This window comes from Latilactobacillus fuchuensis (assembly GCF_900258455.1).
Lineage (GTDB): Bacteria > Bacillota > Bacilli > Lactobacillales > Lactobacillaceae > Latilactobacillus > Latilactobacillus fuchuensis.
This window is the reverse complement of record NZ_LT984417.1, coordinates 1565412-1589142: the sequence shown is the minus strand read 5'-3', so window position 1 is coordinate 1589142 and position 23731 is coordinate 1565412. Positions and strand designations below refer to the sequence as shown.

Here is a 23731-nt window from a genome sequence, read left to right as displayed (position 1 = left end):
GAGTGTCAAAAGATGGCAGAAATTCAATTAACGTTTCCAGATGGTGCTAAGAAGACTTTTGATCAAGCAGCTAGTCTATTCGACGTTGCGAAATCAATCAGTACAAGCTTAGCTAAAAAAGCAGTTGCTGGTAAATTCAATGGTGAAGTGGTCGATTTACATCAACCACTTTTAGAAGATGGGGCAATCGAAATCATCACCAAAGATGATGAAGCAATCAGCTTAAAGGCGATTTGGAATACCGCTGCGTTTGTTTTAGCAGCTGTTTTAAAACAACGTTATCCAGAAATGCAATTTGGTGAAGTCAACGCCACTGAAGATGGTTTCTTTTATGATACTGATAACCAAAACGGCCAATTAGCCGTGACTGATTTACCCGACATTAAAAAAGCGATGGCCAAATTGATTCAATCAGGTGAAGCCATTCAACGCGTTAACATGTCTATGGCCGATGCCAAAGCGTTGTTTGCGGGTCAAACTTATAAATTAGCATTATTGGATAAAGTGGACGCTGATCAAGTCCTCGTTTATCAATTAGGGACTTATTCAGATTTCGCTTTAGCACCAATGTTAGCGAAAGTTAGCGATGTTAAATTCTTTGAACTATTATCAGTGGCCGGTGCTTATTGGCAAGGTAAATCAAGTAACCAAATGTTACAACGGGTTTATGGCACGGCTTATCCGAAACAAGCTGAATTGGAAGCTGATTTACAACGTCGTCAAGAAGCGAAAGAACGCGATCACCGTGTGATTGGGAATCAATTGGATTTATTCTTCGTTGATCCTAAAGTTGGTGCGGGCTTACCTTACTGGTTACCAAATGGGGCCACGATTCGACGGACAATTGAACGTTACATCATCGACAAAGAAGTCGCTAATGGTTACGAACATGTTTACACACCAATCTTAGCAAACCTTGATTTATACAAACAATCAGGTCACTGGGATCATTATCGCGAAGACATGTTCCCACCAATGGACATGGGTGATGGCGAAATGCTTGAATTACGCCCAATGAACTGTCCTTCACATATCCAAGTTTACAAACATCATCCTCGTTCATACCGTGAATTGCCAATTCGCTTAGCTGAACTTGGCATGATGCACCGTTATGAAAAATCAGGCGCATTATCTGGTTTACAACGGGTTCGTGAAATGACTTTAAATGATGGTCATACTTTTGTCCGTCCTGATCAAATCCAAAATGAATTCAAATCAATCTTGAACTTAATGATTCAAGTTTATGCTGACTTTAACATCAACGATTATACTTTCCGTTTAAGCTATCGCGATCCTAAGAATACTGAGAAGTATTATGACGATGACGAAATGTGGAATAAGGCACAAGACATGTTAAAAGGTGCGATGGATGATCTTGGCTTGAACTATGTTGAAGCTGAAGGCGAAGCAGCCTTCTACGGTCCTAAGTTAGACGTTCAAACGAAGACGGCGACTGGCAATGAAGAAACACTTTCAACGATTCAATTAGATTTCATGTTGCCAGAACGTTTCGAATTGGAATATGTTGGTGAAGATGGTGAAATGCACCGTCCAGTCATGATTCATCGTGGCTTAGTGTCAACGATGGAACGTTTTACTGCTTACTTAACAGAAATCTACAAAGGCGCTTTCCCAACTTGGTTAGCACCAACGCAAGCTGTGATTATTCCCGTTAAGAATGATTTGCACTATGAATATGCTAAGGGCGTTAAAGATGCTATGGTTAAAAAGGGCTTACGGGTTCGGATCGATGATCGCAACGAAAAAATGGGTTATAAGATTCGTGAAGCCCAAACAAGCAAGATTCCTTATACATTAGTTGTTGGGGATCAAGAAATGGCCGAAGCAACGGTCTCGGTTCGTAAATACGGTGAAGACAATGCCGTCGAAGAAGCCTCAGACATGTTTGTTAATGCGATTTTTGCTGAAGTTGGCAATTACAGTCGTGATGGTAAGAAACACGCAAGTAAAGTTAATCTATAATTAATAATAAGCGTTTAAATCACCGTACAGTATGATAATCAGTCAACTATAGGTGTGGTGTAAGCTATTAAAAGAGTCATCATTTCTAATTAGGAAATGATGACTTTTTTGATAGCGGGAATGATATTAAATGATCAATTAATTTTAGCAATTAATAAGGACTAAAAACGAGTGGTCTTTAATACTAGTTTAGGTTAAATTGAATATTATTAATGAAATTAACGATTTATAAGTTGAATTGGTTGTGCACAACCATAAAAGCGCTATAATGAAATTGTAAACGATTACACGATCGATGGAGGTCTTTATAATGGCAAACAATCAATATGTAACAAGTTCAGCAGAAAAGGTACTCAACATTATTAATTTATATGAATTAGAAGAAGACGCTGGTAAAGTGATCCCACAAGATGGCTACGGCTATATTTACAGCGGCGCAGGCGATCTCTATACGATTAAAGAAAATATTGCCTCATTCAATCATAAATATATTGTGCCCCATGTTTTAAGAGACATTGAAAATCCGGACACGAAGACTGAAATATTTGGCGATCAACTGACATCACCAATCATCATGGCCCCCGTTGCAGCGCACAAGCTAGCGAATACGCAAGGTGAAGCTGCCACGGCAAAAGGGATTGCCGATTACGGCTCAATTCTAACAATGAGTTCATTTGCCTCAGCAAGCATTGCTGATATGGCGGATGCGGCTCATGGCGGCCCACAATGGTTCCAACTCTATATGAGTAAAGATGATGACATTAACCGTAAAATCTTAGATGAAGCGATGGCTCATCACGTTAAAGCGATTGTTTTAACGGCGGATGCAACCGTTGGTGGTAACCGGGAAACTGACAAGCGAAATCATTTTACGTTCCCAGTTGGCTTACCAATTGTGGAAGACTACCAAAGTGGTGTCGGTCAAACGATGGACGTGGTTTATAAATCAGCTAAACAAAGCCTAAGTCCTAGAGACGTCAAATTTATTTCTGATTACACGCATTTACCAGTCTTCGTAAAAGGGGTGCAAACGGCAGAAGATGTTGAAATTGCTCTTCAAGCGGGGGCTAAAGGGATTTGGGTGTCAAATCACGGCGGTCGTCAATTAGATGGTGGACCAGCGGCGTTTGATTCATTGCAAGTGGTCGCTAAAGCCGTGAATAAACGGGTGCCAATCGTCTTTGATAGTGGTATTCGTCGTGCTCAACACGTCTTTAAAGCGTTGGCATCAGGGGCTGACATCGTGGCCATTGGTCGGCCAGTGATTTACGGATTAGCCTTGGGCGGGAGCCAAGGGGTCAAGAGTGTCTTTGATTATCTCCAAACTGAATTAGAACTTGTCATGCAACTCGCCGGGACCCATAATATTGATGAAGTGAAGGCCACACAATTACTCGATAATTTATATGGTAATTAAAGCTTGACTTCATAATCTAATCTCGGTATACTAATGTCTGTTGAGAAATAAAGCAGAAGTTCCCGCTTCTCGCCTAAGTAGACACTTGATGTCTCTGGGCTGATAGTTTCTAATTCGGACGAATTAAGTCATTAGAACGCGCGGGCCTTTCTGTTGAAAGGGCCCGTTTTTTAGTGCTTAGCTGCATTTTCTCTTTAAACTTTATGGAGGTGAAAGTCATAGCAAAAGATTTGATGGTTAACGATGGTATTCGTGCACGAGAATTGCGTTTAATTGATCAAGATGGCGAACAACTTGGTATTAAGAGTACTCAAGATGCGATCGCATTAGCTGAACAAGCTAATATGGATGTCGTTTTGGTGTCACCAAACGCAAAACCACCCGTTGCTCGTATTATGGACTATGGTAAGTATCGTTTCGAGCTTCAAAAGAAACAACGTGATGCTCGTAAAAAGCAGAAAACCATTAACCTCAAAGAGGTTCGTCTTAGTCCCACAATTGAACAGAACGATTTTAATACTAAGTTGAACAATGCACGTAAGTTCCTTGGCAAAGGCGATAAAGTGAAAGCTTCTATTCGTTTTAAAGGTCGAGCAATTACGCATAAAGAAATTGGTCAACGCGTATTAGAAAGACTTGCTAAGGAAACAGCGGACATTGCGAAAGTAACTGCACGTCCTAAGATGGATGGCCGTAGCATGTTCTTAATGTTAGAACCGCTTAAAGACCAAAAATAAAAACCTGTTTCTGATTCATTAGGAGGAAATATCATGCCAAAATTTAAGACACATCGTGCTTCAGCAAAACGTTTTAAACGTACCGGTAATGGCGGTTTAAAACGCGCCCATGCCTATACTAGTCACCGTTTCCACGGTAAGAGTAAGAAACAACGTCGTCAATTAAGAAAATCTGGAATGGTTTCAAATAGCGACATGCGTCGGATCCGTCGGATGTTAACAGGTCTTAAATAGACATCTGAACGTCAGTAAAAATTAGATCAGTACAACAACGCATTGACGTTGTTTGTTATTCAAGGAGGAATTTCTTATGCCACGTGTTAAAGGTGGAACAGTGACGCGCAAACGTCGTAAAAAGATTTTAAAATTAGCCAAGGGTTATCGCGGCGCTAAACATTTATTATTCAAATCAGCAAATACTCAAGTAATGGTTTCATACCGTTATGCTTTCCGGGATCGTCGTCAACGTAAACGTGACTTCCGTAAATTATGGATTACTCGTATCAACGCTGCTGCACGTTTGAATGATATTTCATACAGCCAATTGATGCACGGCTTACGTTTAGCTGAAATCGATATGAACCGTAAGATGTTAGCTGATTTAGCGGTTAATGATGCTGCAGCATTTACATCAGTTGTAGATGCTGCTAAAGCTGCATTAAACAAATAATTAGTTATTAAGCTATTCAAAAAGGCTTCGTATTCTATTTAGAATATGAAGCCTTTTAAATTAGCTAAAATTAAGTGATTAACGCGAAATGATGATTTTACCAGGGGCGTGATGAGTGGCTAATAATTGATGTGCGGTAATCACGCCGTCTAAAGTGAATGGTAACGTTTCGTGAACGGTGACATGAATTAATCCTTGATCGATTAATTCACTTAAATCTTGAAGGGCCGTTAAAGACGGTTGGTCCTTGCGTGGATAAACCATTTGATAGGTGACATCGGCTAATTGCTGGTCCTCAGTTGGTAAAATGGTGGTACTGGCAAAATAGCCATTCGGTGCAATTAATTGATTGAGTAATTGGGTTGATTCAGGATTCTGGCTCGTGTTGACGCCAATTTTAATTTGACGGTTAATTGTCGCTAATGATTCTGGTGCGTCGTAAGCCAGAATATGTTGGACGCCAAATGATTCTAGATATTCGCGATTGCGACTGTGCGCAATGGCGGTCACGTCTAGATGAGCCGCTAAGGCGAGTTGAACGAGTAAATTACCTACAGCACCACTAGCACCCATAATCGCGATTGAATCGCCATGTTTGAAATGCGTAAAGTGCATTAGCGTATTGTAGGCCGTGATGCCAGCGGTTGGTAAACCCGCAGCTTCAGCGATGCTTAAACTAACGGGTTTACGAATAATCTTATTCGTCGAAGCCGTTACAAATTCGCTGTAGCCACCCAGACTGCGATGGTTAATTACGATTTCACCGACGCGGTAGTCATCAACGGCGCTGCCTAGTTCGACAATTTCGCCGACGACATCTGCGCCTGGGAAAATTGGGAATGGTAATGGGCGAACGGTTTGTTGATTGCCACTCCGTAAAAGTGCATCGTAGGGGTTGATCCCGAAAGCCAACACTTTAATGAGGACCTGTTGTTCTTTAGGAACTGGTACTGCTTGTTCAAAGCGTTCAAAAACGGTTGGATCACCAAATTGATTAAAACCAAATTTTTCCATAACAACACATCCTTTACAATTTCTTTAAACGTAACAGAAAGCGGTTTAAAAGTCGACTAGTTTGACTTATTACGGGCTTTTTATCGAATAATCGGGGATTAATGAGTCTGAAATAATTAATTGTAGACAGGTGCAATTTAGTGGCAAATACCCTATAATTAACCAGTGACTAGATAAAAGGAGACAATGCATGTTAAATAACTTTAAACCAACCTGGATGGTCAATGCAATTTACGACTTAACACCAGCCCAATTGCAGGCTCATGGGATTAAAGCTGTGTTGACGGATTTAGACAACACACTAATTGCCTGGAATAATCCAAACGGGACACCGCAATTAAAAGCGTGGTTGGCCCAACTAGAAGCTGCTGGCATTCCGGTAATGGTCGTTTCTAATAACAGCCATCAACGGGTTGAACGTGCGGTAGCGCCCTTCAACCTGCCCTTTATTTCACGGGCGAATAAACCACTTGCGGGCGGGATTACCAAGGCACATCAACAATTGGGATTGTCACGGCACGAAGTCGTGATGGTCGGCGATCAATTGATTACGGATATGCATGCGGGTAACGTCGCTGGTGTGCGGACCATTTTAGTGAAACCCATTATCGATAGCGATGCTTGGAATACGTCAATCAATCGATTCTTTGAAAAATATATGATGCAACAACTCTTAAAAAAACATACTGACTTAACTTGGCGGGAGGATTTAAATGACTGATTCAATAGAAGAACAAACACAAGAAGAACTATTTTGTATCGGCTGTGGTGCAAAGATTCAAACAACGGATAAAAATCAATTAGGGTACACGCCTAGCTCAGTCCTGAAAAAAGGATTGGAAACAGGCCAACTTTATTGTCAACGTTGTTTCAAATTACGTCATTACAACGAAATTAGCGATATTCAATTAAGCGATGATGACTTTTTAGCTTTATTAAACCAAATTGGTGATAGTGACGCTTTAATCGTCAACGTGGTGGATATTTTTGATTTCAACGGGAGTATTATTCCAGGGTTACACCGATTTGTCGGTGACAATCCCGTGATTCTGGTTGGGAATAAAGTGGATATCTTACCAACCGCTTTGAATCCGAATAAGATGATTAATTGGATTCAAAAAGAAGCGAAAGAACAAGGTTTACATCCCATTGAAACGATGTTGATTAGTGCTAAAAAAGGCAATTCGGTCGATGAATTATTAGCCTTGATTGATCGCGAACGTAAAGGCCGCGATGTCTACGTCGTTGGGGTGACTAATGTTGGTAAATCGACGTTAATTAACCGGATCATCAAACAGACGAACGGGATGCAAGACGTGATTACAACGTCACAATTCCCAGGCACAACGTTAGATCGGATTGAAATTCCATTGGATGACGGCCATGCTTTAATTGATACACCAGGGATTATCCATGCCCAACAAATGGCCCATTATTTACATGACAAAGATTTACGCTTGATTGCCCCTCAAAAACAAGTTAAACCTAAAGTTTATCAATTAAACGCGGGTCAAACATTGTTTTTAGCTGGCCTTGCACGTTTTGATTTCATTCAAGGCGACCGGGCTGGTTTCGTGGGTTATTTCGACAATGAACTTTACATTCACCGGACTAAATTAGAAAATGCGGATGATTTCTACGGCAAACACTTAGGTGATTTATTGCAACCACCACATCCAGAAGATTTAGCGGATTTTCCAGAACTACACCGTTACGAATTTTCGACAAAGCAAAAGAGCGATTTGGTCTTTGCCGGTTTAGGTTGGATTACATTACCAGCAGACGTCGTTGTTGCTGGTTATGCGCCTAAAGGGGTTTCGGTCATGATTCGTAAAGCACTTATTTAATAATCAGAAAGAGGTTGAACTTGTGTTAACAGGCAAACAAAAGCATTATTTAAGAGGTCTAGCACAGACCACCAAACCCCTATTCCAAATGGGTAAAAACGGTTTGAGTCAAACTTATTTTGAACAAATCGAAGAAGCAATCGAAAAACGTGAATTGGTTAAAATTAACCTTTTACAAACGACGGAAGTCACTGTTGATGAATTAGCGAACTATTTAAAACAACAAGACAGCCGGATGGAAATTGCACAAAAAATCGGCCGGACTTTAGTCGTTTATAAGGCTTCGCATAAAGAAAAATATCAAAAGATTTCACCAATTGTGACCAAACTCGGGCGTTAATCGATAGGGTGATGAGATGCAAAACACAACATTGAAACAAACCACCATTCAAACGGCACCAGACGAACTAGTGGCCGTCAATGGTCAGCGTCCACAAGTCGGGATTATGGGGGGCACCTTTAATCCGCCACATATTGGGCATTTGATGATGGCTGATCAAGCCGCTAATCAGTTGGGGTTAGATTACGTGGTATTTATGCCAGATGCTAATCCGCCGCATGTCGATCATAAAGAGACGATTCCGGCCATCCAGCGCGTTGAAATGGTTAAACGGGCGATTGCAGCTAATCCGTTATTTAAACTCTCATTAGCTGAAATTGACCGCGGTGGGATTAGCTATACGTACGATACAATCGTCACGTTGAAACAACAGCACCCCGAAATTGATTATTACCTGATTATCGGTGGCGATATGGTTGATTATCTACCGACTTGGCACCGAATTGATGATTTAGTCCAATTGGTCCAAATTGTGGGGGTCGAACGACCAGGGTATTCGAAACAAACGCCGTATCCGGTGTTGTGGGTCGATGCGCCGACCATCGCGTTGAGTTCGACGCAAGTTAGACAGAAGGTGCAACAAGGCTGTTCGATTCGTTATTTAGTCCCAGAAGCAGTTGCTGACTATATTGAAGAAGAAGGGTTATATCATGAGTGAATTCGTTTATCAGGCCAATTTAGTGCCGTACACGCGCGCTGAATTAGTCGAAAAGGTGGCCGCTAATCTATCAACCAGTCGGTTTGAACATTGTTTACGTGTTGAACAAACGGCGATTGAATTAGCCCGTCAAAATGGCGCTGACGTTGAACGGGCCGCCATTGCGGGTTTGGTTCACGACTATGCCAAACAGCTACCAGATGAAACGTTTATTGCGGCGATTCAAGCCAATCATTTTGACCCTGATTTATTAAATTACGGGAATGCGATTTGGCACGGTGTGGTTGGTGCGTATTTCATTGAACGTGATTTAGGCATCCATGATGACATCATCTTGAATGCCATTCGCCGTCACACGATTGGGGCGCCTGAAATGACCCTGATCGATCAAATCTTATTCGTCGCCGACTTTATCGAACCGGGCCGTGATTTTCCGGGCATCGAGCAAGCGCGTCAAACAGCAAAGGCTGATTTAGCAGCCGGTGTGCGGTATGAAATTTTAAACACGTTAAGTTTTTTAATTAAAGGTCAAAAAAAGATTTATCCAAAAACAATTGATACTTACAATGCCTGGGTGCCCACTCAGGAACAATAAAGGAGAATTATTAGTGAAAAGTTTAGAAATGTTAGAAATTGCGGTTAAAGCCGCTGATAGTAAACGCGCAGAAGATATCGTTGCGTTAAATATGGAAGGTATCAGTTTATTAGCTGATTATTTTGTCATGTTAACCGGGAGTTCAGAACGCCAATTAAAGGCGATTGTGACTGCAATTGAAGATGCCGAAGAAGAAAACGGCGTCTTCGTTAAGAGTATCGAAGGTAAAAAAGGCTCACGTTGGATCTTAATGGATTTTGGCGATTTAGTGATTAACGCCTTCATGTCCGAAGAACGTGATCTATACCAACTCGAAGAATTATGGGATCAAGCACCAAAGGTCGATGTTGCTGATTGGATTACGGCAGAATGATTTATCAAAGTTTTGCCACCGTCTATGATCGGTTGATGGATCATAGTCTTTACACGCAATGGCGTGATTATACGCTTGAACAGCTACAAGGCCAAGCTAGCGTCTTAGAACTGGCTTGTGGGGCTGGTGATTTAGCCATTTTACTCAAGCAAGCGGGGTTGGACGTCGTTGGGTTAGATTTATCCGAAGAGATGCTCAGTATTGCGTCTAAAAAAGCGACTGAGGCGGATGTGACTTTACCCTTATTGCAAGGGGATATGACGGATTTAGGCGAAATTGGGACGTTTGATGCGGTCACGTGTTTTGACGATTCAATTTGTTATATGCCCGATCTCGACCATGTTAAACAGGTCTTTGAACAGGTTTATCAACGGTTAAACGTTGGTGGCCAGTTTTTATTTGACGCCCATTCGCTCCACCAGATGGATGACTTATTCCCAGGTTTTATGTATAACGATAAAACTGAAGAGACGGCTTTTATGTGGACCAGTTATGCGGGCGAAGTGCCCCATTCGGTTGAACATGATTTGAGTTTCTTTGTTTGGGATGACCAAATCGACGGTTATCAAGAATTGAATGAATTACATCATGAACGGACTTATCCGCTGGCTGATTTCACGACGACTTTAGAACAGGTTGGTTTCAAAAATGTTCAAGTCAGTGCTGATTTTGGTCAAAATGCAGTTCAATCCGATAGTGTTCGCTGGTTCTTTAGCGCCGTTAAATAGGAGTTGCTATGAAAGTTACGGGGATTATCGCTGAATATAATCCGTTGCACAACGGTCATCGTTATCAATTACAACAGGCACGACAAACGTCACAGGCGGATGTCGTGATTGTTTGTATGAGCGGAAATTACGTGCAACGGGGTGAGCCGGCAGTACTTGATAAATGGACACGTGCGCAACTTGCATTGGCTGCGGGGGCGGATATGGTCGTTGAGCTGCCGTTTGCGAGTGCCGTTCAACCAGCCGACCGTTTCGCGACCGGGGCAATTGATTTGTTAGCCCAATTGGGGTGTCAAACAGTGGCCTTTGGTAGTGAAGAAGCAGCTTTTGATTATCAAACAATCGGGCAAAAGATTGCGGCTTTACCAGCGCAGTCTGCGGCCTTTGTCGATTATCAAAAAACGTACGCAACGCAATTAAATGAATTCTATCAACAAACGTTGAACCTTTCTATCGATCAGCCGAATCATTTGTTAGGCATTAGTTATGCGGCCGCTAACGCGCGATTAGCGCAGCCGATGCAATTGTTGGCGATTGAACGTCAACAAGCGCAACATGCCGACCAATTGATTCAAACTGGGGCGTACGCGAGTGCGAGTGCGATTCGCAAAGTATTGGCGCACACGCCAGTTGATTTGACCACGGTTCAACCAGTCGTGCCGGCCACAACGATGGCGGCTTTAACAACGCAGCAGGGGGTCCAGTGGCCGCAATTGTGGCCATTGTTACAATACCGGATTAATAGTACGCCGTTAGCCGAATTAAGACAGGTTTACCAGATGTCGGAAGGGCTAGAGTACCGTTTTAAGAAGGTTATCACCCAAGTTGACAGCTACGAAGCGTTATTGCAAGCTTTAAAGACCAAACGATACACGTATGCGCGGTTACAACGTGTTTGCTTATACGTTCTTTTAAATATTAAAGATACGGCGATTCAGCAAACCCTTGAGCAGCCGTATGTTCGTTTGTTAGGGTTTAACCAAGTCGGGCAAACCTATCTACACCAATTAAAAAAGCAACTGACTTGGCCGCTAATTAGTAAAATTTCGGCGAAGTTGGGGGCTGAGACTGGTTTGTTAGGATTAGAAGTGCGTGTCGATCGACTCTTTGAGCAATTGACGAATACGCATCAGAATTTTGCAAGACAACCACTTTTTTATCAGGGAAAGGATGTTGAATAATGTTACAATGGTCAGTCCAAGCTTTACAAAAACACCGTGATCGACCACTTCCGTTTGAAGAAGTGCTCGTGTTAAAGGCAAACTTGCAAGAAAGAGAACCCGATCTTATCGATGTCTCTGAATTTAAAGTTGATGGCCAATTAACCGTTGATCAACGGGCAATTATTGCCGATGTTCACGTTGTCGGTCAATTAACGGTGCCATCAACGCGGAGTCTGTTACCCGTTGAATTACCGCTTGATTTTAAGTTTAGTGAGATTTATGTCGATCCCGAAGATGAAGACTTAGATCGGTTTACCGATGCTGATATGTTGTTCCCATTGGAAGGCGAAACATTAACGTTACAAAATGCGATTGAAGATCATATCTTGTTGCATATTCCCAGCCACATTCTAACAACCGAAGAAGAACAGGAAAACGTGATGCCAGCTGGCGAAGCGTGGGCCGTCATTTCTGAAGAAGAATTTGCGCAGAAACAAGCTGAAGAAGAATATGCACCAAATCCAGAATTAGCGAAGTTAAAAGAAATGTTAGATGCTAAAAACGATGACGCCAACTAAGCTGGCGTTTTTTTGTACCAAAAATTAAAATGGACCGGTCCATTTCGGTTAAAATCCTTTTATTTGAGCACCAATTCTGCTAACATAATCAGAGTAAACACGTTACTGGAAAATTAATGAGTGACGATTAAAATTAGAACATTATTAGGAGGCCTTTTACATGAGTCAACCACAAATTGGTGTCATCGGGATGGCAGTTATGGGCAAGAATTTAGCATTAAATATCGAAAGTCGCGGTTACACGGTCGCTATCTATAACCGGACAGGTTCTAAAACGGAAGCGGTCATGCAAGACCACGCTGAAAAGAAATTGGTCGCTAGTTACACAATCGCCGATTTTGTGAAGACACTTGAAAAACCACGTCGGATTATTTTGATGGTCAAAGCCGGTGCTGGGACAGACGCTGTCATCACTGAATTATTACCTTTATTGGATAAAGGTGATGTTTTAATTGATGGTGGTAATACATTCTTTGGTGATACAATCCGTCGGAATAAAGAATTGGATAAATCAGGAATTAACTTTATCGGCATGGGTGTTTCTGGTGGTGAACTAGGTGCCTTAGAAGGCCCTTCAATGATGCCAGGTGGTCAAAAGGAAGCTTATGACCTAGTAGCCCCAATCCTAGAACAAATGTCAGCTAAAGCTGAAGATGGCCAACCTTGCGTGACTTACATCGGCCCGAATGGTGCAGGGCATTACGTGAAGATGGTGCATAACGGGATTGAATACGGCGATATGGAATTAATCGCTGAAAGTTACAACTTGCTCCGCAACGTTGTCGGTTTGTCAGTTGAAGAAATTGCCGCAGTCTTCCAAGAATGGAATCACGGTGAATTAGATAGTTATTTAATGCAAATTACAGCTGATATTTTGACCCGTAAAGATGATTTAGAAACTGGTAAACCAATTGTGGACGTGATTTTAGATGCGGCTGGCAATAAGGGGACTGGTAAATGGAGTTCACAAAGTGCGCTTGAATTGGGCGTGCCACAATCCTTGATTACTGAATCAGTTTACGCGCGTTATATTTCAGCGATGAAGGACGAACGGGTTGCGGCTAGCAAGATTCTACCAGCGCCAACCGTTGCTAAATTTAGTGGTGATCAAAAAGCGATGATTGAAAAGATTCGCCAAGCCCTCTATTTCAGTAAGATTATGAGCTATGCCCAAGGTTTCGAACAAATGCGGGTGGCTTCAGATCATTATGATTGGTCATTAAATTATGGTGAAATCGCTAAGATTTGGCGTGAAGGTTGTATCATTCGTGCGCGCTTCTTACAAAAGATTACCGATGCCTTTAATCATAAGGCCGATTTAAATAATTTACTATTAGACGACTATTTCTTAGAGATCACTAAAAACTATCAAGGCGCTGTTCGTGATGTGGCTGCTTTAGCCATTCAACAAGGCGTTCCAGCACCTGGTTTAACAGCAGCGATTACGTACTTTGATTCATATCGTTCAGAAGTCTTACCAGCAAACTTAATCCAAGCACAACGGGATTACTTTGGTGCGCATACTTACGAACGGACAGATCGTGAAGGTATTTTCCATTACACATGGTATAAAGAACAATAAACTTAATACTGAGTGCTGACTGAGCTGATCAGCTTCTGAGTATAGCCTAAAATCGGGAATTATGACGGTACTTAGTCATGATTCCCGATTTGTAGCTAGACGGAAGAAGTTAGCTCAGAAGCATGTTATGGCCGAAGTGTTGGCACGTTAAAGAAGTAAGTGTGTCGAGCTGCAGGTAGCAACTGAGCATTAACAGAAAATCCCCCAATTATCTTGATTTTAGGATAATTGGGGGATTTTAGGTTAGGCACAGGAATCAGTGGGTGTTGGCACGTTAAAGTCTGAGTGCTGACTGAGCTGATCAGCTTCTGAGTATAGCCTAAAATCGGGAATTATGACGGTACTTAGTCATGGTTCCCGATTTGTAGTTAACCGGAAAAGCCTACTTGAGGAAGCAAGTTATCAATTGCTTATCCAGTTGAACGGAAATTAATGCCCTCTGGCGCGCGTCAAAGCAGCCTGTTTGTTTAATATCAGAACACTAAGACTCATCACTTATTTTGTATAGTCATTTTAAGTCTTGAATTTAACGACATAATGGCTACAGCTAGCTAGTTTAGTTAGTTATTTAGCCCAATCTATGCTAAAATAATAAAGAGAATATTCTGTGTAACATTAATTGATGATGAGTAAAAGCGTCGTTTAGATGAGCTTTTATGGCAGGCATCAAATTTCATTTCTGGGGAGTGACCACATGAGTCGCATATTAATTATTGAAGATGAAAAGAATTTAGCACGATTTGTAGAATTAGAGCTAAAACATGAAGGTTATGAAACTGAGGTTCATTTTAATGGGCGGACTGGTTTGGAAGCTGCTTTAAATGAAGAATGGTATGCCATTTTATTAGATTTAATGTTACCAGAATTAAACGGGTTAGAAGTTTGTCGGCGGGTACGTCAGGTTAAGAACACACCGATTATCATGATGACTGCACGTGATTCAGTGATTGATCGGGTCTCAGGCCTTGATCACGGTGCTGATGATTATATTGTTAAACCATTTGCGATTGAAGAATTATTGGCGCGTTTACGCGCTTTGTTACGTCGAATTGATATCGAAGGTGAACATAACGCTGCGAAACAAACAACGGTCACTTATCGTGATTTAACGATTGAAAAAGAAAACCGAGTTGTGCGGCGTGGTGACGACATCATCGAATTAACCAAGCGGGAATATGAATTATTGTTAACCTTAATGGAAAACGTCAACGTTGTTTTAGCGCGCGATGTGCTATTAAGCAAAGTTTGGGGTTATGATTCAGACGTTGAAACCAACGTGGTGGATGTGTATATCCGTTATTTACGTAATAAGATTGATCGTGCTGGCGAACAAAGTTACATCCAAACGGTTCGTGGTACGGGTTACGTGATGCGCTCTTGATGAATGCGGAACAAGACCAACCCATTGAAGTCGTTAATAAGGGTCGAAAAATATCGCTAAAAGTAAAATGGGCGGCTGCCGTCGGGCTAGCCATCTTTATTACTTTTGCGATTTTTTCAATTGTTATTTCGAGTAGTATTTCCAATATTTTACTGAATAAAGAAATCGATAACGTTCATGATACAGTTCTAGTGATCCAACAGCGCTTAGCACAAGCGGATCAACCGTTATCCACCCAATATGTGACGAATCAACTCGACCCCGAATTGCGGGGCTCTAAATCAATTTATCAAGATACAGCCTTAATGCGATTGGCCCAACAAGATATCACGGTTAAAGTCTTTAATGCTGATAAACAAGGTGTTTTTGCCTCACGGGGTTCAGTTGGGACTTTTCCAAAGGGTGATAGTAACACGTTGAGACGCCAAAACACACTCGGGCAAACCCGATTAGTTGGTATTCGACCGATTAAAGCGGGGCGTTCCGGCAAAGTGATTGGGTACGTTCAAGTGCTTAATAATCTACGCGATTATAATCACGCGATGAATGAATTACGGATTGTGTTAGTCGTGGCTGTGTTGTTTGCGATGTTATTTAGTGCCGTGATTGGTTATCTATTGGCCAATCAATTCTTACAACCGATTGAAGTCATGAAAAAGACGATTGAAACGATTAATATAGAACCAAATTCAGCTGTTCGAATTCCGGAAACAGGGCGTAGTCAAGACGAGTTATCGGATTTAGGGCTCGCATTTAATGCGATGCTCAATCGAATTCAACATTATTTTGAACAACAAGATCAATTCGTGAGTGATGTCTCGCATGAATTACGGACGCCGGTTGCGATTATTGAAGGCCATCTACAATTATTAAATCGCTGGGGCAAGGATGATCCAGAAGTGCTTGCCGAATCGTTAGCGGCCTCGTTACAAGAAATATTGCGTATGAAGAATTTAATCCAAGAAATGTTAGATTTAACCCGAGCCGATCAGGCAGTGACTGAAGGGACCGCGGAAGTCACCGATGTCGGCGAGGTTGTGTTACAGAATTATCATAACTTTGAAATGCTCTATCCCGATTTTACGTTTATTTTAGATGATGATTTGCATCAACCGGCGTTAGTCAACGTTAATCGGAATCATCTCGAACAAATTATGATTATTTTATTGGATAATGCGATTAAATATACAACAACTCGCAAGGAAATTCACATTGCGGTTGCCAGTGATGAACGTTACGCCCAAGTCGCCGTTCAGGATTTCGGTGAAGGAATTTCCGAAGCTGATAAGAAACGCGTTTTCCACCGTTTCTACCGGGTCGATAAAGCCCGTAGTCGTGAAAAAGGTGGTAACGGCTTAGGATTAGCCATCGCGCAACAATTAGTTGAAGGGTATGAAGGTAATGTGTCGTTGGAAAGTAGTGTTGGGCATGGTTCAGTCTTCCGGATTGAACTCCCCTTAAAACTAGCCTCAACGACTGAACAAGCTGAAGAAAACCATTAAAAAAACAGGTGTCACCGCTTGATTCAAAGCGATGACACCTGTTTTTTAAACTTAAGCTTGTGGTTTGTGATTCTGTTTACCTGAATTACGTTTGTGATCAGTTGTGTGATTTGAATGATCATTTGTTTTTTGATTTGTTTTGACGGTTGTTTCGCTAGCCGCAGCTGCGGGTTTAACGGATTTTTTGTTAAACATCTCGCGAGTGACGACTGTGACAATTGGATTTTCTGCGATTTCAGCATCGACCCGTTTTTTAACACGTGGCATGATGACGAAAGTGGTGAGGACTTGTTGAATAATCATGATCATCCCACCCGCCAAGAAGTAAAGGGCTAAACCGGCTGGGGCGAATAATGAAATGAAGAAGGTAATCGCAGGACTCATTAGGACCGTTGTTTGCATTTGTTTCTTTTGTTCTGCGGGCATGCCAACGAGTGACAACGCGCTTTGACCAACGTAGAACAAGGTAGCTACAATTGTAATAATGATGTTCGGTTGGCCTAAACCAATGCCTAAGAAATGGCTGCTTGAAATTTCTGGTGAATATTGAATGGCTTGGTATAAACCAGAGAAAATTGGTAATTGAATGATTAACGTTAAGCAACCGAGACTAGGCATCATGCTTGAGCCGTTTTCTTTGTAGACTTTCATCATCAATTGGCTTAATTCTGCTTTTTCTTCAGGCGAAGTCGCCACTTTTTGTTGTTCTTGAATAATGTCTAATTGTGGTTTTAAGCGACGGGTCTTTTCTTGTTGTTCCGTCATCTTGTTCGATTGGTTGAGCATTAATGGTAATAGAATCATCCGGACCACGAAGGTGATGATGATGATTGCCCAGCCGTAGCCGTTTAAACCACCGAAGAAGTTCGCGATGCTTTCCATTAAATGTTGCAATGGCACGGCAATGTATTTGTACGATGAACCGTAAATCAAACCAGTTGGAATCTTAGGATGGGCGCTCATCTTTTGTGGCACACAGCCAGCCAAGAAGAACGTCATCGTCACTGCTAACATTGCAAGCGTTGCAATGCGTTTATTTTTTTTCATAAATTTAACCCTCTCAAGTAAAGTTTCAACAAGAGTAACTATACTGGAAGGAACGCCGAATTTCAACCGACAACCGAAAATTTACGACACAGTGACACATCAGCTAGCTCGGTTTGAATCAATTTAGTCACGTGACCACTGGGGCTCGGGGACGCTTTAACGGCCCCGATAAATTGTTGTAAAGTAGCGGATTCACCGATTGCAATAATTTTGACGGAACCATCGGCTTGATTGGCCACGGTGCCTTTAATCCCAAGTTTGTCAGCGACGAGTTTGGTCATCCAACGAAAACCAACACCTTGCACGCGACCGTAGACCTCTAATTGAACTGCTTTTTGCATTTCTATCACCTCAATCACTATTGTAAGGCGTTCAATCGATTTTGGCGACTAATAAGAATGGTCGCCATAGCTATTGGGGGGCAAATCGCGTATAATAATAGGTACTAAATAGACTGGAGCACATTATGGAATACATTCAATCGAACCAAAATGCTAAGATTAAAGCTGCTAAAAAATTGACGGTTAAAAAGAATCAACGTAAGGAAAATACTTATTTATTAGAAGGTTGGCATCTCGTGCAAGAAGCCATCCAAAGCAAAGCGACGATTCGCCAAATTTTTGCAACGGATAAATATGTTGAAGAACGCGCTTTACGTGGTTTCTACGATCAAACCTTTGAAATCGCCCCTGAAGTGGCGCAACATTTAAGTGAAACCAAAGCCCCTCAAGGTATCTTTGCAGTCGTTGAACTCGTTGAAAACACCGTGCCAGAAACATTAGAAGGCCGTTATCTCTTGTTAGACGCCGTTCAAGATCCTGGCAATATCGGCACGATGATCCGGACAGCGGACGCTGCTGGGTTTGCTGGCGTGGTTTTAGGTGAAGGCAGTGTCGATTTGTATAATCCTAAGTTGTTACGGTCAATGCAAGGTAGCCATTTTCATTTGCCCGTTTACCAAGGTAAGTTACTGGATTGGGTTAAACGATTCCAACACCAATCAGTCCCCGTTTATGGCACTGAATTAAACCAATCAGCAATTAGCTATCAAGCTGTCCCTAAAGCTGATAATTTGGCTTTGATTTTAGGCAATGAAGGCAATGGTGTCAGTGTTGATTTACTATTAGCAGCTGATGATAATTTATACATTCCAATTCCAGGACACGCTGAATCATTGAACGTCGCAGTTGCTGCTGGGATTCTGATGTTTAAATTAATCGAAGGCTAAATCGTTAAGTTTTTCTAATAGTCAAAACTTTTTAAGGCGTTTAACTTCTTTTTTGGTGAAAAAGCTGTTATTCTATGGGCAGAATTTAATTTAAATCATGTCAGGAGTCTTTGAATGAATACATCTGCTAAATGGTCCACTGATGAAACGTACATGGCAATTATTGCCGATTTGTTAGAAAAACCAGAAGTGCAACAGTTGGCTAATTACACCCAACATCATCATTCTGACCGGTTGGAACATTCTTTGAGTGTTTCTTACCGGAGCTATGAAGTCGCCCTTAAATGGCACCTAAACGCGCGTTCAATCGCACGGGCGGGGTTATTGCATGATCTATTCTATTATGACTGGCGCGATACGAAATTTGATTTAGGGACCCACGCCTACGTCCATCCAAGAATTGCGTTGCGCAATGCGGAGAAGTTAACGGAATTATCACCACTGGAAAAAGACATCATTGTTAAACACATGTGGGGTGCAACGGTTGGGTTACCACATTATCGGGAAAGTTACATTGTCTCGTTGGTCGATGATTATTGTGCGATTACCGAATTTTGTTCACCCGTTTGGCAAAAGATGAAGAAGCGTTGGGCTAAACCAGTTGCGTCATCACAAATCAATAAATAGCTTAGGCTAAAAGATTGATTTTTGAAACAATATTCAGTACACTTATTATTAATAAGTGTGAGGTGAAAAAAATGGATATGATTAAGGAAAAGGTAACTTCTGACTGTCAGAAGGCCTTTCAACTTTGTCCTAAATTTGAAAAAACTTTTTCAATTTTAGGTAAGAAGTGGAATGGTCTGATCATAGATGTCCTATTAGAAAATGGGACGCAACGCTTTAAAAATTTGGTGCACAGTGTGCCCAAATGCAGCGATCGCGTCTTGGTCGAGCGACTAAAGGAACTCGAACAGGTCGGTGTTGTTGACCGCATTACGAGTACGGATTCATCATTAATTGAATATCGTTTAACCACCAAAGGTGAAGAATTAGCACCCGTAATGGCGGCTGTCCACCTTTGGTCTGATAAATGGTGTGACGCAGAAGATGAGTTGCGAAATTAATTAAATTACGCTAAAATAAAACTATTAAAACAAAGACGAAAAAGAGTAACCTATTAGGCCGTTTTAACAGGGAGAATAACCAGTTGACTGGAAGTTATTCAAACGGGATTAGGTGAAGTTCACTTTCAGAGTTGACTAATCAAGTCCGGTGTTGCCCGTTATGCAATTTTGAGTGTGCAGTTACCATAACTGTAAACTAGGGTGGTACCGCGAAGCTTCGTCCCTTTTGAGGGATGGGGCTTTTTTTGTTGTTAAAAATAAGGAGGTCAAAGCATGTCATTAAAAGAACAGTTAGAAGCCTTGCAACAAAAAAGTTTGCAAGAGATTCAAAAAGTCGTTGATTTAGACGCGTTAAATCAAATTCGGGTTGAAGTATTAGGTAAAAAAGGCCCGATTACCGAAGTATTACGGGGAATGCGTGACCTTAGTAATGAAGAACGACCAAAAGTCGGCGCGTTTGCCAATGAAATTAAGAGTGATTTAGCGCAAGCCATCGAAGCTCGCAAAGCCGAATTAGAAGCTAAGAAGGCCTCCGCACAATTGGCCCATGAAACACTCGACGTGACGTTACCTGGCCAACCAGTGGTCAAAGGAACCCCTCACGTGTTAACCCAGGTCATCGATGATCTAGAAGATTTATTTGTTGGGATGGGTTACCAAGTCGTCGCTGGTTACGAAGTTGAAGATGAAAAGCATAACTTTGAAATGCTCAATATCCCAGCCAATCATCCGGCTCGCGATATGCAAGACACGTTTTACATCACGAAAGAGACGTTGATGCGGACGCATATGTCACCTAACGAAGCACGTGATTTAGAAAGCCATGATTTTGCGAACGGTCCAATTCGCATGATTAGCCCAGGGCGGGTCTATCGACGCGATACCGATGATGCGACCCATTCACATCAATTCTACCAAATGGAAGGGCAAGTCATTGATAAGCACATTACGATGGCTGATTTGAAGGGCACGCTTGAATACACGATTCGCCACATCTTTGGCGAAGATCGTCAATTACGTTTCCGTCCTAGCTATTTCCCATTTACGGAACCCTCTGTCGAAGTGGATATTTCGTGTTTCCGTTGTAATGGCCAAGGCTGTAACGTCTGCAAACAAACCGGCTGGATTGAAGTTTTAGGGGCTGGGATGACGCATCCGAACGTTTTAAAAGCCGCTGGTGTTGATCCTGACGTTTATGGTGGTTTTGCCTTTGGTCTCGGAATTGACCGCTTTGCAATGTTGAAATATGGTGTGGATGATATTCGAAACTTCTACTTAAACGATGTTCGATTCTTAAATCAATTCACACAGGAGGGCTAATTCATGAAAGTATCTTATAACTGGTTAAAAGACTATCTAGATTTAACAACAGAACCAGCCGCGTTGGCTGAAAAAATTACCCGGACTGGGATTGAAGTCGCCGGCGTGACGCAAATGAGTGCTGGTCTGAAAAAGATTGTCGTTGGTCATATTTTGAGTTGCCAACCGCATCCAGATTCAGATCATTTAAACGTCTGCCAAGTCGATGTCGGCGAAGACGAACCGTTCCAGATTGTCTGTGGTGCACCAAACGTGGCCGCCGGACAAGATGTGATTGTCGCATTACCAAATTCACGAATTGCCGATAACGTTAAAATTAAAAAAGGTAAGATGCGCGGCGTGGCTTCCATGAGCATGATTTGTGGCCTCCAAGAAATTGGTTTTGCTGACAGCGTTGTCCCAAAAGCTTATGTCGATGGGATTTTTGTTTTCCCAGAAAGTATTGAACCCGGCACCGAAGTCTATGAAGCCCTTGGGATGACCGATTCAATCATCGATTTAGATTTAACGGCTAACCGCGCGGATGCGATGGGGATGCACGGTGTCGCTCATGAAGTGGCTGCTATTGAAGATTTACAACCCCATTTTGAAACCGTGACGGTCGCTGAAAGTGACGTGACGACGGCCTCACAAATTAGCGCTAAAGTGGCTGATGCAACCTTGGCGCCTAGCTACCAATTACGAATGGTCCAAAATGTGACGATTCAACCTAGTCCACTCTGGTTACAAACCCGTTTATGGCACGCTGGGATTCGCCCAATCAACAACTTGGTTGATGTCACTAATTATATGATGATGACTTACGGTCAACCCTTGCACGCTTTTGATGCCGATACACTAACCGGTACTGATAAACAAATTGAAGTCCGTTTAGCACAAGCTGGTGAAAAGCTAGTGACTTTGGATGAAGCCGAACATGAATTAACGACTGAAGATATTGTGATTACCGACGGCCACCAACCAATCGCTTTAGCCGGTGTTATGGGTGGTTTGGCTTCAGAAATCACACCGCAAACGACGAATGTGATTATCGAAGCAGCCATTTTTGAACGGACGGCGGTTCGTAAAACCGCCCAACGGCATAATTTAAGATCCGATGCGTCATCACGTTTTGAAAAAGGCGTCAACGTAGCTGATGTTCAAGTGGCGTTAGACGCTGCAGCGGCTATGATGGCTGAATTAGGCAACGGGCAAGCGACCGCTGGCGTTGTGAGTCCAACCCAATTGGCTCCCGTTGCCAAAGTGGTCGAAATTGAAGCGCAACGGATCAATCATGTGTTAGGCACTGATTTAACGGTTGAAACAATCATCACGTTGTTAAACCGTTTTGGTTTTGCTGTTGCAAACGATGAAGGTCATTTGACCGTTACGATTCCTGCACGTCGTTGGGACATCGAGATTGAAGCCGATGTGATCGAAGAAGTCGCGCGTCTATACGGTTATGATAATTTACCAAGTACACTACCAACCGGTGCCATGACGACTGGGGCGTTAAATGCAACCCAAAAAGCCCTACGCCACACGCGCCATTTCTTGGAAGGCGCTGGTTTAACCCAAGCGATTAGCTACGCGTTAACCACGCCAGAAAAGGCGCAACAATTCATGTTACGGCCCGCAACAGCGACCGTTCTAGATTGGCCAATGACCCAAGATCATTCAGATTTAAGAATGAATTTAATCACTGGTTTGTTGGATGATGCGGCCTACAATGTCGCTCGTAAACAAACTGATTTAGCGTTATACGAACAAGGTCGGGTTTTCTTGAAAACAACGGCTGAACAAGATCGGCCTCATGAATTAGAATACGTCGCTGGCTTGTTAAGCGGCAACCGTCAAGTTAAATCATGGCAAGTAACCGCTGAAGTGGTTGATTTTTATACGATTAAAGGGGTCGTTGACGCCTTATTAGCAAGCTACAATTTAGTGGATGATGTGCGTTATGTTGCGACGAGTGAATTTGCTGAAATGCACCCGGGCCGCACGGCTGCAATCTATGTTGGTGAAATTTTGGTTGGTTTTGTCGGCCAAGTTCATCCGCAAATTGCCAAAGCAAATCATTTAAAAGAAACTTATGTTTTCCAAATTGATATTGCGCAAATTCTAGCCTTACCAATGCAAACATTAATTGCTAAACCAGCGCCTAAATTCCCCGAAGTGACTCGAGATATCGCGCTCCAAGTCGCTGAATCAGTGACGAATGCTGATTTAGTAGCGGCAATTCAAGCTAAGGGCGGCCAACATTTGGTCTCCGTTCAGTTGTTTGATGTTTATGCCGGTAGTCATATTGAAGCCGGTGAGAAATCAATGGCGTATACGTTGACGTATCTCAATGAAAGCGCGACGTTGACGGAAGAAGAAGTCACCGCTGCTTTTGAAAAAGTTGTCGCCCATTTAATCGCGACTTTTGACGCAAAAGTACGTTAATACCGAATCTTTAATGCAATTTATAAAATTTTTGGTATAATGTTTTAAGGATTGTATTTAAAAGTTCTATTAGGAGG

The 23731-nt window shown here is 42.2% G+C and carries 25 protein-coding genes and 1 other annotated feature; of the genes, 22 read left to right on the top strand and 3 right to left on the bottom strand.

Annotated features, from left to right (window positions below; all coding sequences use genetic code 11):
• Window positions 1-12: 12 nt before the first annotated feature.
• The 5 genes from thrS to rplT all read left to right on the top strand — a co-directional run bounded on the left by thrS (window position 13) and on the right by rplT (window position 4807).
• Window positions 13-1983 (top strand): threonine--tRNA ligase, encoded by a 1971-nt coding sequence (thrS, locus tag LFUMFP_RS07580; RefSeq protein WP_106483362.1) that lies wholly within the window; start codon window positions 13-15, stop codon window positions 1981-1983.
• 310 nt (window positions 1984-2293) lie between these two features.
• Window positions 2294-3400, top strand: coding sequence for an alpha-hydroxy-acid oxidizing protein (locus LFUMFP_RS07575; protein WP_106483361.1), 1107 nt, complete (start codon window positions 2294-2296; stop codon window positions 3398-3400).
• Window positions 3401-3633: 233 nt separating this feature from the next.
• Window positions 3634-4137 carry a translation initiation factor IF-3 gene (gene infC, locus LFUMFP_RS07570; protein WP_035439254.1) on the top strand — a complete coding sequence of 168 codons (504 nt, stop codon included), beginning with the start codon at window positions 3634-3636 and terminating at the stop codon, window positions 4135-4137.
• Between the two features lie 33 nt (window positions 4138-4170).
• Window positions 4171-4371 carry a 50S ribosomal protein L35 gene (gene rpmI, locus LFUMFP_RS07565; RefSeq protein WP_025083905.1) on the top strand — a complete coding sequence of 67 codons (201 nt, stop codon included), beginning with the start codon at window positions 4171-4173 and terminating at the stop codon, window positions 4369-4371.
• A gap of 76 nt (window positions 4372-4447) precedes the next feature.
• Entirely contained in the window at window positions 4448-4807 is a 360-nt protein-coding gene (rplT, locus tag LFUMFP_RS07560; protein WP_025083906.1) for a 50S ribosomal protein L20, read from the top strand.
• A gap of 78 nt (window positions 4808-4885) precedes the next feature.
• On the opposite strand, the gene LFUMFP_RS07555 is transcribed toward rplT, so the two are convergent.
• On the bottom strand, window positions 4886-5821 hold the full coding sequence (locus tag LFUMFP_RS07555; protein ID WP_106483360.1) for an NADP-dependent oxidoreductase: 936 nt from the start codon (window positions 5819-5821) through the stop codon (window positions 4886-4888).
• 190 nt (window positions 5822-6011) lie between these two features.
• Here LFUMFP_RS07555 and LFUMFP_RS07550 point away from each other — a divergent pair, with 190 nt between their 5' ends.
• The 12 genes from LFUMFP_RS07550 to LFUMFP_RS07495 all read left to right on the top strand — a co-directional run bounded on the left by LFUMFP_RS07550 (window position 6012) and on the right by LFUMFP_RS07495 (window position 16568).
• Window positions 6012-6542, top strand: coding sequence for a YqeG family HAD IIIA-type phosphatase (locus LFUMFP_RS07550; RefSeq protein ID WP_106483359.1), 531 nt, complete (start codon window positions 6012-6014; stop codon window positions 6540-6542).
• Window positions 6535-7668 (top strand): ribosome biogenesis GTPase YqeH, encoded by a 1134-nt coding sequence (gene yqeH / locus LFUMFP_RS07545; protein WP_025083908.1) that lies wholly within the window; start codon window positions 6535-6537, stop codon window positions 7666-7668. Before LFUMFP_RS07550 ends, yqeH begins: the two co-directional genes overlap by 8 nt.
• Before the next feature lie 22 nt (window positions 7669-7690).
• Window positions 7691-8008 carry a YhbY family RNA-binding protein gene (locus tag LFUMFP_RS07540; protein ID WP_025083909.1) on the top strand — a complete coding sequence of 106 codons (318 nt, stop codon included), beginning with the start codon at window positions 7691-7693 and terminating at the stop codon, window positions 8006-8008.
• A gap of 16 nt (window positions 8009-8024) precedes the next feature.
• Window positions 8025-8666, top strand: a complete 642-nt coding sequence (locus LFUMFP_RS07535; protein ID WP_106483358.1) for a nicotinate-nucleotide adenylyltransferase — start codon at window positions 8025-8027, stop codon at window positions 8664-8666.
• The gene (yqeK, locus tag LFUMFP_RS07530; RefSeq protein ID WP_106483357.1) at window positions 8659-9261 is read left to right on the top strand and encodes a bis(5'-nucleosyl)-tetraphosphatase (symmetrical) YqeK; all 603 of its coding nucleotides are present in this window, start codon (window positions 8659-8661) and stop codon (window positions 9259-9261) included. The genes LFUMFP_RS07535 and yqeK overlap by 8 nt, the downstream gene beginning before the upstream one ends.
• A complete protein-coding gene (gene rsfS, locus LFUMFP_RS07525) occupies window positions 9233-9634 on the top strand; it encodes a ribosome silencing factor (RefSeq protein WP_199190574.1) in 402 nt (133 codons plus the stop codon). Before yqeK ends, rsfS begins: the two co-directional genes overlap by 29 nt.
• Window positions 9631-10362: a class I SAM-dependent DNA methyltransferase gene (locus tag LFUMFP_RS07520; RefSeq protein ID WP_106483355.1), complete on the top strand. Its 732-nt coding sequence runs from the start codon at window positions 9631-9633 to the stop codon at window positions 10360-10362. The genes rsfS and LFUMFP_RS07520 overlap by 4 nt, the downstream gene beginning before the upstream one ends.
• Window positions 10363-10370: 8 nt before the next feature.
• Window positions 10371-11543: a nucleotidyltransferase gene (locus LFUMFP_RS07515; RefSeq protein WP_106483354.1), complete on the top strand. Its 1173-nt coding sequence runs from the start codon at window positions 10371-10373 to the stop codon at window positions 11541-11543.
• Window positions 11543-12103 carry a DUF177 domain-containing protein gene (locus tag LFUMFP_RS07510; RefSeq protein ID WP_106483353.1) on the top strand — a complete coding sequence of 187 codons (561 nt, stop codon included), beginning with the start codon at window positions 11543-11545 and terminating at the stop codon, window positions 12101-12103. The genes LFUMFP_RS07515 and LFUMFP_RS07510 overlap by 1 nt, the downstream gene beginning before the upstream one ends.
• Before the next feature lie 160 nt (window positions 12104-12263).
• A complete protein-coding gene (gene gndA / locus LFUMFP_RS07505; protein ID WP_025083913.1) occupies window positions 12264-13685 on the top strand; it encodes an NADP-dependent phosphogluconate dehydrogenase in 1422 nt (473 codons plus the stop codon).
• A gap of 694 nt (window positions 13686-14379) precedes the next feature.
• On the top strand, window positions 14380-15066 hold the full coding sequence (locus LFUMFP_RS07500; protein ID WP_106483352.1) for a response regulator transcription factor: 687 nt from the start codon (window positions 14380-14382) through the stop codon (window positions 15064-15066).
• On the top strand, window positions 15066-16568 hold the full coding sequence (locus tag LFUMFP_RS07495) for a HAMP domain-containing sensor histidine kinase (protein ID WP_025083915.1): 1503 nt from the start codon (window positions 15066-15068) through the stop codon (window positions 16566-16568). Before LFUMFP_RS07500 ends, LFUMFP_RS07495 begins: the two co-directional genes overlap by 1 nt.
• Window positions 16569-16619: 51 nt before the next feature.
• Here LFUMFP_RS07495 and yidC read toward each other — a convergent pair whose 3' ends face one another.
• Complete coding sequence (yidC, locus tag LFUMFP_RS07490) at window positions 16620-17615, bottom strand: membrane protein insertase YidC (protein ID WP_025083628.1); 996 nt, start codon at window positions 17613-17615, stop codon at window positions 16620-16622.
• A gap of 62 nt (window positions 17616-17677) precedes the next feature.
• Window positions 17678-17956 carry an acylphosphatase gene (locus LFUMFP_RS07485; protein WP_025083627.1) on the bottom strand — a complete coding sequence of 93 codons (279 nt, stop codon included), beginning with the start codon at window positions 17954-17956 and terminating at the stop codon, window positions 17678-17680.
• A gap of 125 nt (window positions 17957-18081) precedes the next feature.
• Between LFUMFP_RS07485 and LFUMFP_RS07480 the strand changes: the two genes are divergently transcribed.
• The 5 genes from LFUMFP_RS07480 to pheT all read left to right on the top strand — a co-directional run bounded on the left by LFUMFP_RS07480 (window position 18082) and on the right by pheT (window position 23654).
• Complete coding sequence (locus tag LFUMFP_RS07480) at window positions 18082-18843, top strand: TrmH family RNA methyltransferase (RefSeq protein WP_025083626.1); 762 nt, start codon at window positions 18082-18084, stop codon at window positions 18841-18843.
• A 114-nt stretch (window positions 18844-18957) separates the two neighbouring features.
• The gene (locus LFUMFP_RS07475) at window positions 18958-19470 is read left to right on the top strand and encodes an HD domain-containing protein (protein ID WP_025083625.1); all 513 of its coding nucleotides are present in this window, start codon (window positions 18958-18960) and stop codon (window positions 19468-19470) included.
• A 71-nt stretch (window positions 19471-19541) separates the two neighbouring features.
• Complete coding sequence (locus LFUMFP_RS07470; RefSeq protein WP_025083624.1) at window positions 19542-19910, top strand: winged helix-turn-helix transcriptional regulator; 369 nt, start codon at window positions 19542-19544, stop codon at window positions 19908-19910.
• Window positions 19911-19933: 23 nt separating this feature from the next.
• Window positions 19934-20138, top strand: a binding site (T-box leader).
• Window positions 20139-20183: 45 nt separating this feature from the next.
• On the top strand, window positions 20184-21230 hold the full coding sequence (gene pheS / locus LFUMFP_RS07465; RefSeq protein ID WP_025083623.1) for a phenylalanine--tRNA ligase subunit alpha: 1047 nt from the start codon (window positions 20184-20186) through the stop codon (window positions 21228-21230).
• Between the two features lie 3 nt (window positions 21231-21233).
• Window positions 21234-23654, top strand: a complete 2421-nt coding sequence (gene pheT / locus LFUMFP_RS07460; RefSeq protein ID WP_106483351.1) for a phenylalanine--tRNA ligase subunit beta — start codon at window positions 21234-21236, stop codon at window positions 23652-23654.
• Window positions 23655-23731: the final 77 nt, after the last annotated feature.

Coding starts and splice junctions, on each gene's coding strand:
- thrS (WP_106483362.1), top strand. CDS start 13: ATGGCAGAAATTCAATTAACGTTTCCAGATGGTGCTAAGAAGACTTTT.
- LFUMFP_RS07575 (WP_106483361.1), top strand. CDS start 2,294: ATGGCAAACAATCAATATGTAACAAGTTCAGCAGAAAAGGTACTCAAC.
- infC (WP_035439254.1), top strand. CDS start 3,634: ATGGTTAACGATGGTATTCGTGCACGAGAATTGCGTTTAATTGATCAA.
- rpmI (WP_025083905.1), top strand. CDS start 4,171: ATGCCAAAATTTAAGACACATCGTGCTTCAGCAAAACGTTTTAAACGT.
- rplT (WP_025083906.1), top strand. CDS start 4,448: ATGCCACGTGTTAAAGGTGGAACAGTGACGCGCAAACGTCGTAAAAAG.
- LFUMFP_RS07555 (WP_106483360.1), bottom strand. CDS start 5,821: ATGGAAAAATTTGGTTTTAATCAATTTGGTGATCCAACCGTTTTTGAA.
- LFUMFP_RS07550 (WP_106483359.1), top strand. CDS start 6,012: ATGTTAAATAACTTTAAACCAACCTGGATGGTCAATGCAATTTACGAC.
- yqeH (WP_025083908.1), top strand. CDS start 6,535: ATGACTGATTCAATAGAAGAACAAACACAAGAAGAACTATTTTGTATC.
- LFUMFP_RS07535 (WP_106483358.1), top strand. CDS start 8,025: ATGCAAAACACAACATTGAAACAAACCACCATTCAAACGGCACCAGAC.
- yqeK (WP_106483357.1), top strand. CDS start 8,659: ATGAGTGAATTCGTTTATCAGGCCAATTTAGTGCCGTACACGCGCGCT.
- rsfS (WP_199190574.1), top strand. CDS start 9,233: ATGCCTGGGTGCCCACTCAGGAACAATAAAGGAGAATTATTAGTGAAA.
- LFUMFP_RS07520 (WP_106483355.1), top strand. CDS start 9,631: ATGATTTATCAAAGTTTTGCCACCGTCTATGATCGGTTGATGGATCAT.
- LFUMFP_RS07515 (WP_106483354.1), top strand. CDS start 10,371: ATGAAAGTTACGGGGATTATCGCTGAATATAATCCGTTGCACAACGGT.
- LFUMFP_RS07510 (WP_106483353.1), top strand. CDS start 11,543: ATGTTACAATGGTCAGTCCAAGCTTTACAAAAACACCGTGATCGACCA.
- gndA (WP_025083913.1), top strand. CDS start 12,264: ATGAGTCAACCACAAATTGGTGTCATCGGGATGGCAGTTATGGGCAAG.
- LFUMFP_RS07500 (WP_106483352.1), top strand. CDS start 14,380: ATGAGTCGCATATTAATTATTGAAGATGAAAAGAATTTAGCACGATTT.
- LFUMFP_RS07495 (WP_025083915.1), top strand. CDS start 15,066: ATGAATGCGGAACAAGACCAACCCATTGAAGTCGTTAATAAGGGTCGA.
- yidC (WP_025083628.1), bottom strand. CDS start 17,615: ATGAAAAAAAATAAACGCATTGCAACGCTTGCAATGTTAGCAGTGACG.
- LFUMFP_RS07485 (WP_025083627.1), bottom strand. CDS start 17,956: ATGCAAAAAGCAGTTCAATTAGAGGTCTACGGTCGCGTGCAAGGTGTT.
- LFUMFP_RS07480 (WP_025083626.1), top strand. CDS start 18,082: ATGGAATACATTCAATCGAACCAAAATGCTAAGATTAAAGCTGCTAAA.
- LFUMFP_RS07475 (WP_025083625.1), top strand. CDS start 18,958: ATGAATACATCTGCTAAATGGTCCACTGATGAAACGTACATGGCAATT.
- LFUMFP_RS07470 (WP_025083624.1), top strand. CDS start 19,542: ATGGATATGATTAAGGAAAAGGTAACTTCTGACTGTCAGAAGGCCTTT.
- pheS (WP_025083623.1), top strand. CDS start 20,184: ATGTCATTAAAAGAACAGTTAGAAGCCTTGCAACAAAAAAGTTTGCAA.
- pheT (WP_106483351.1), top strand. CDS start 21,234: ATGAAAGTATCTTATAACTGGTTAAAAGACTATCTAGATTTAACAACA.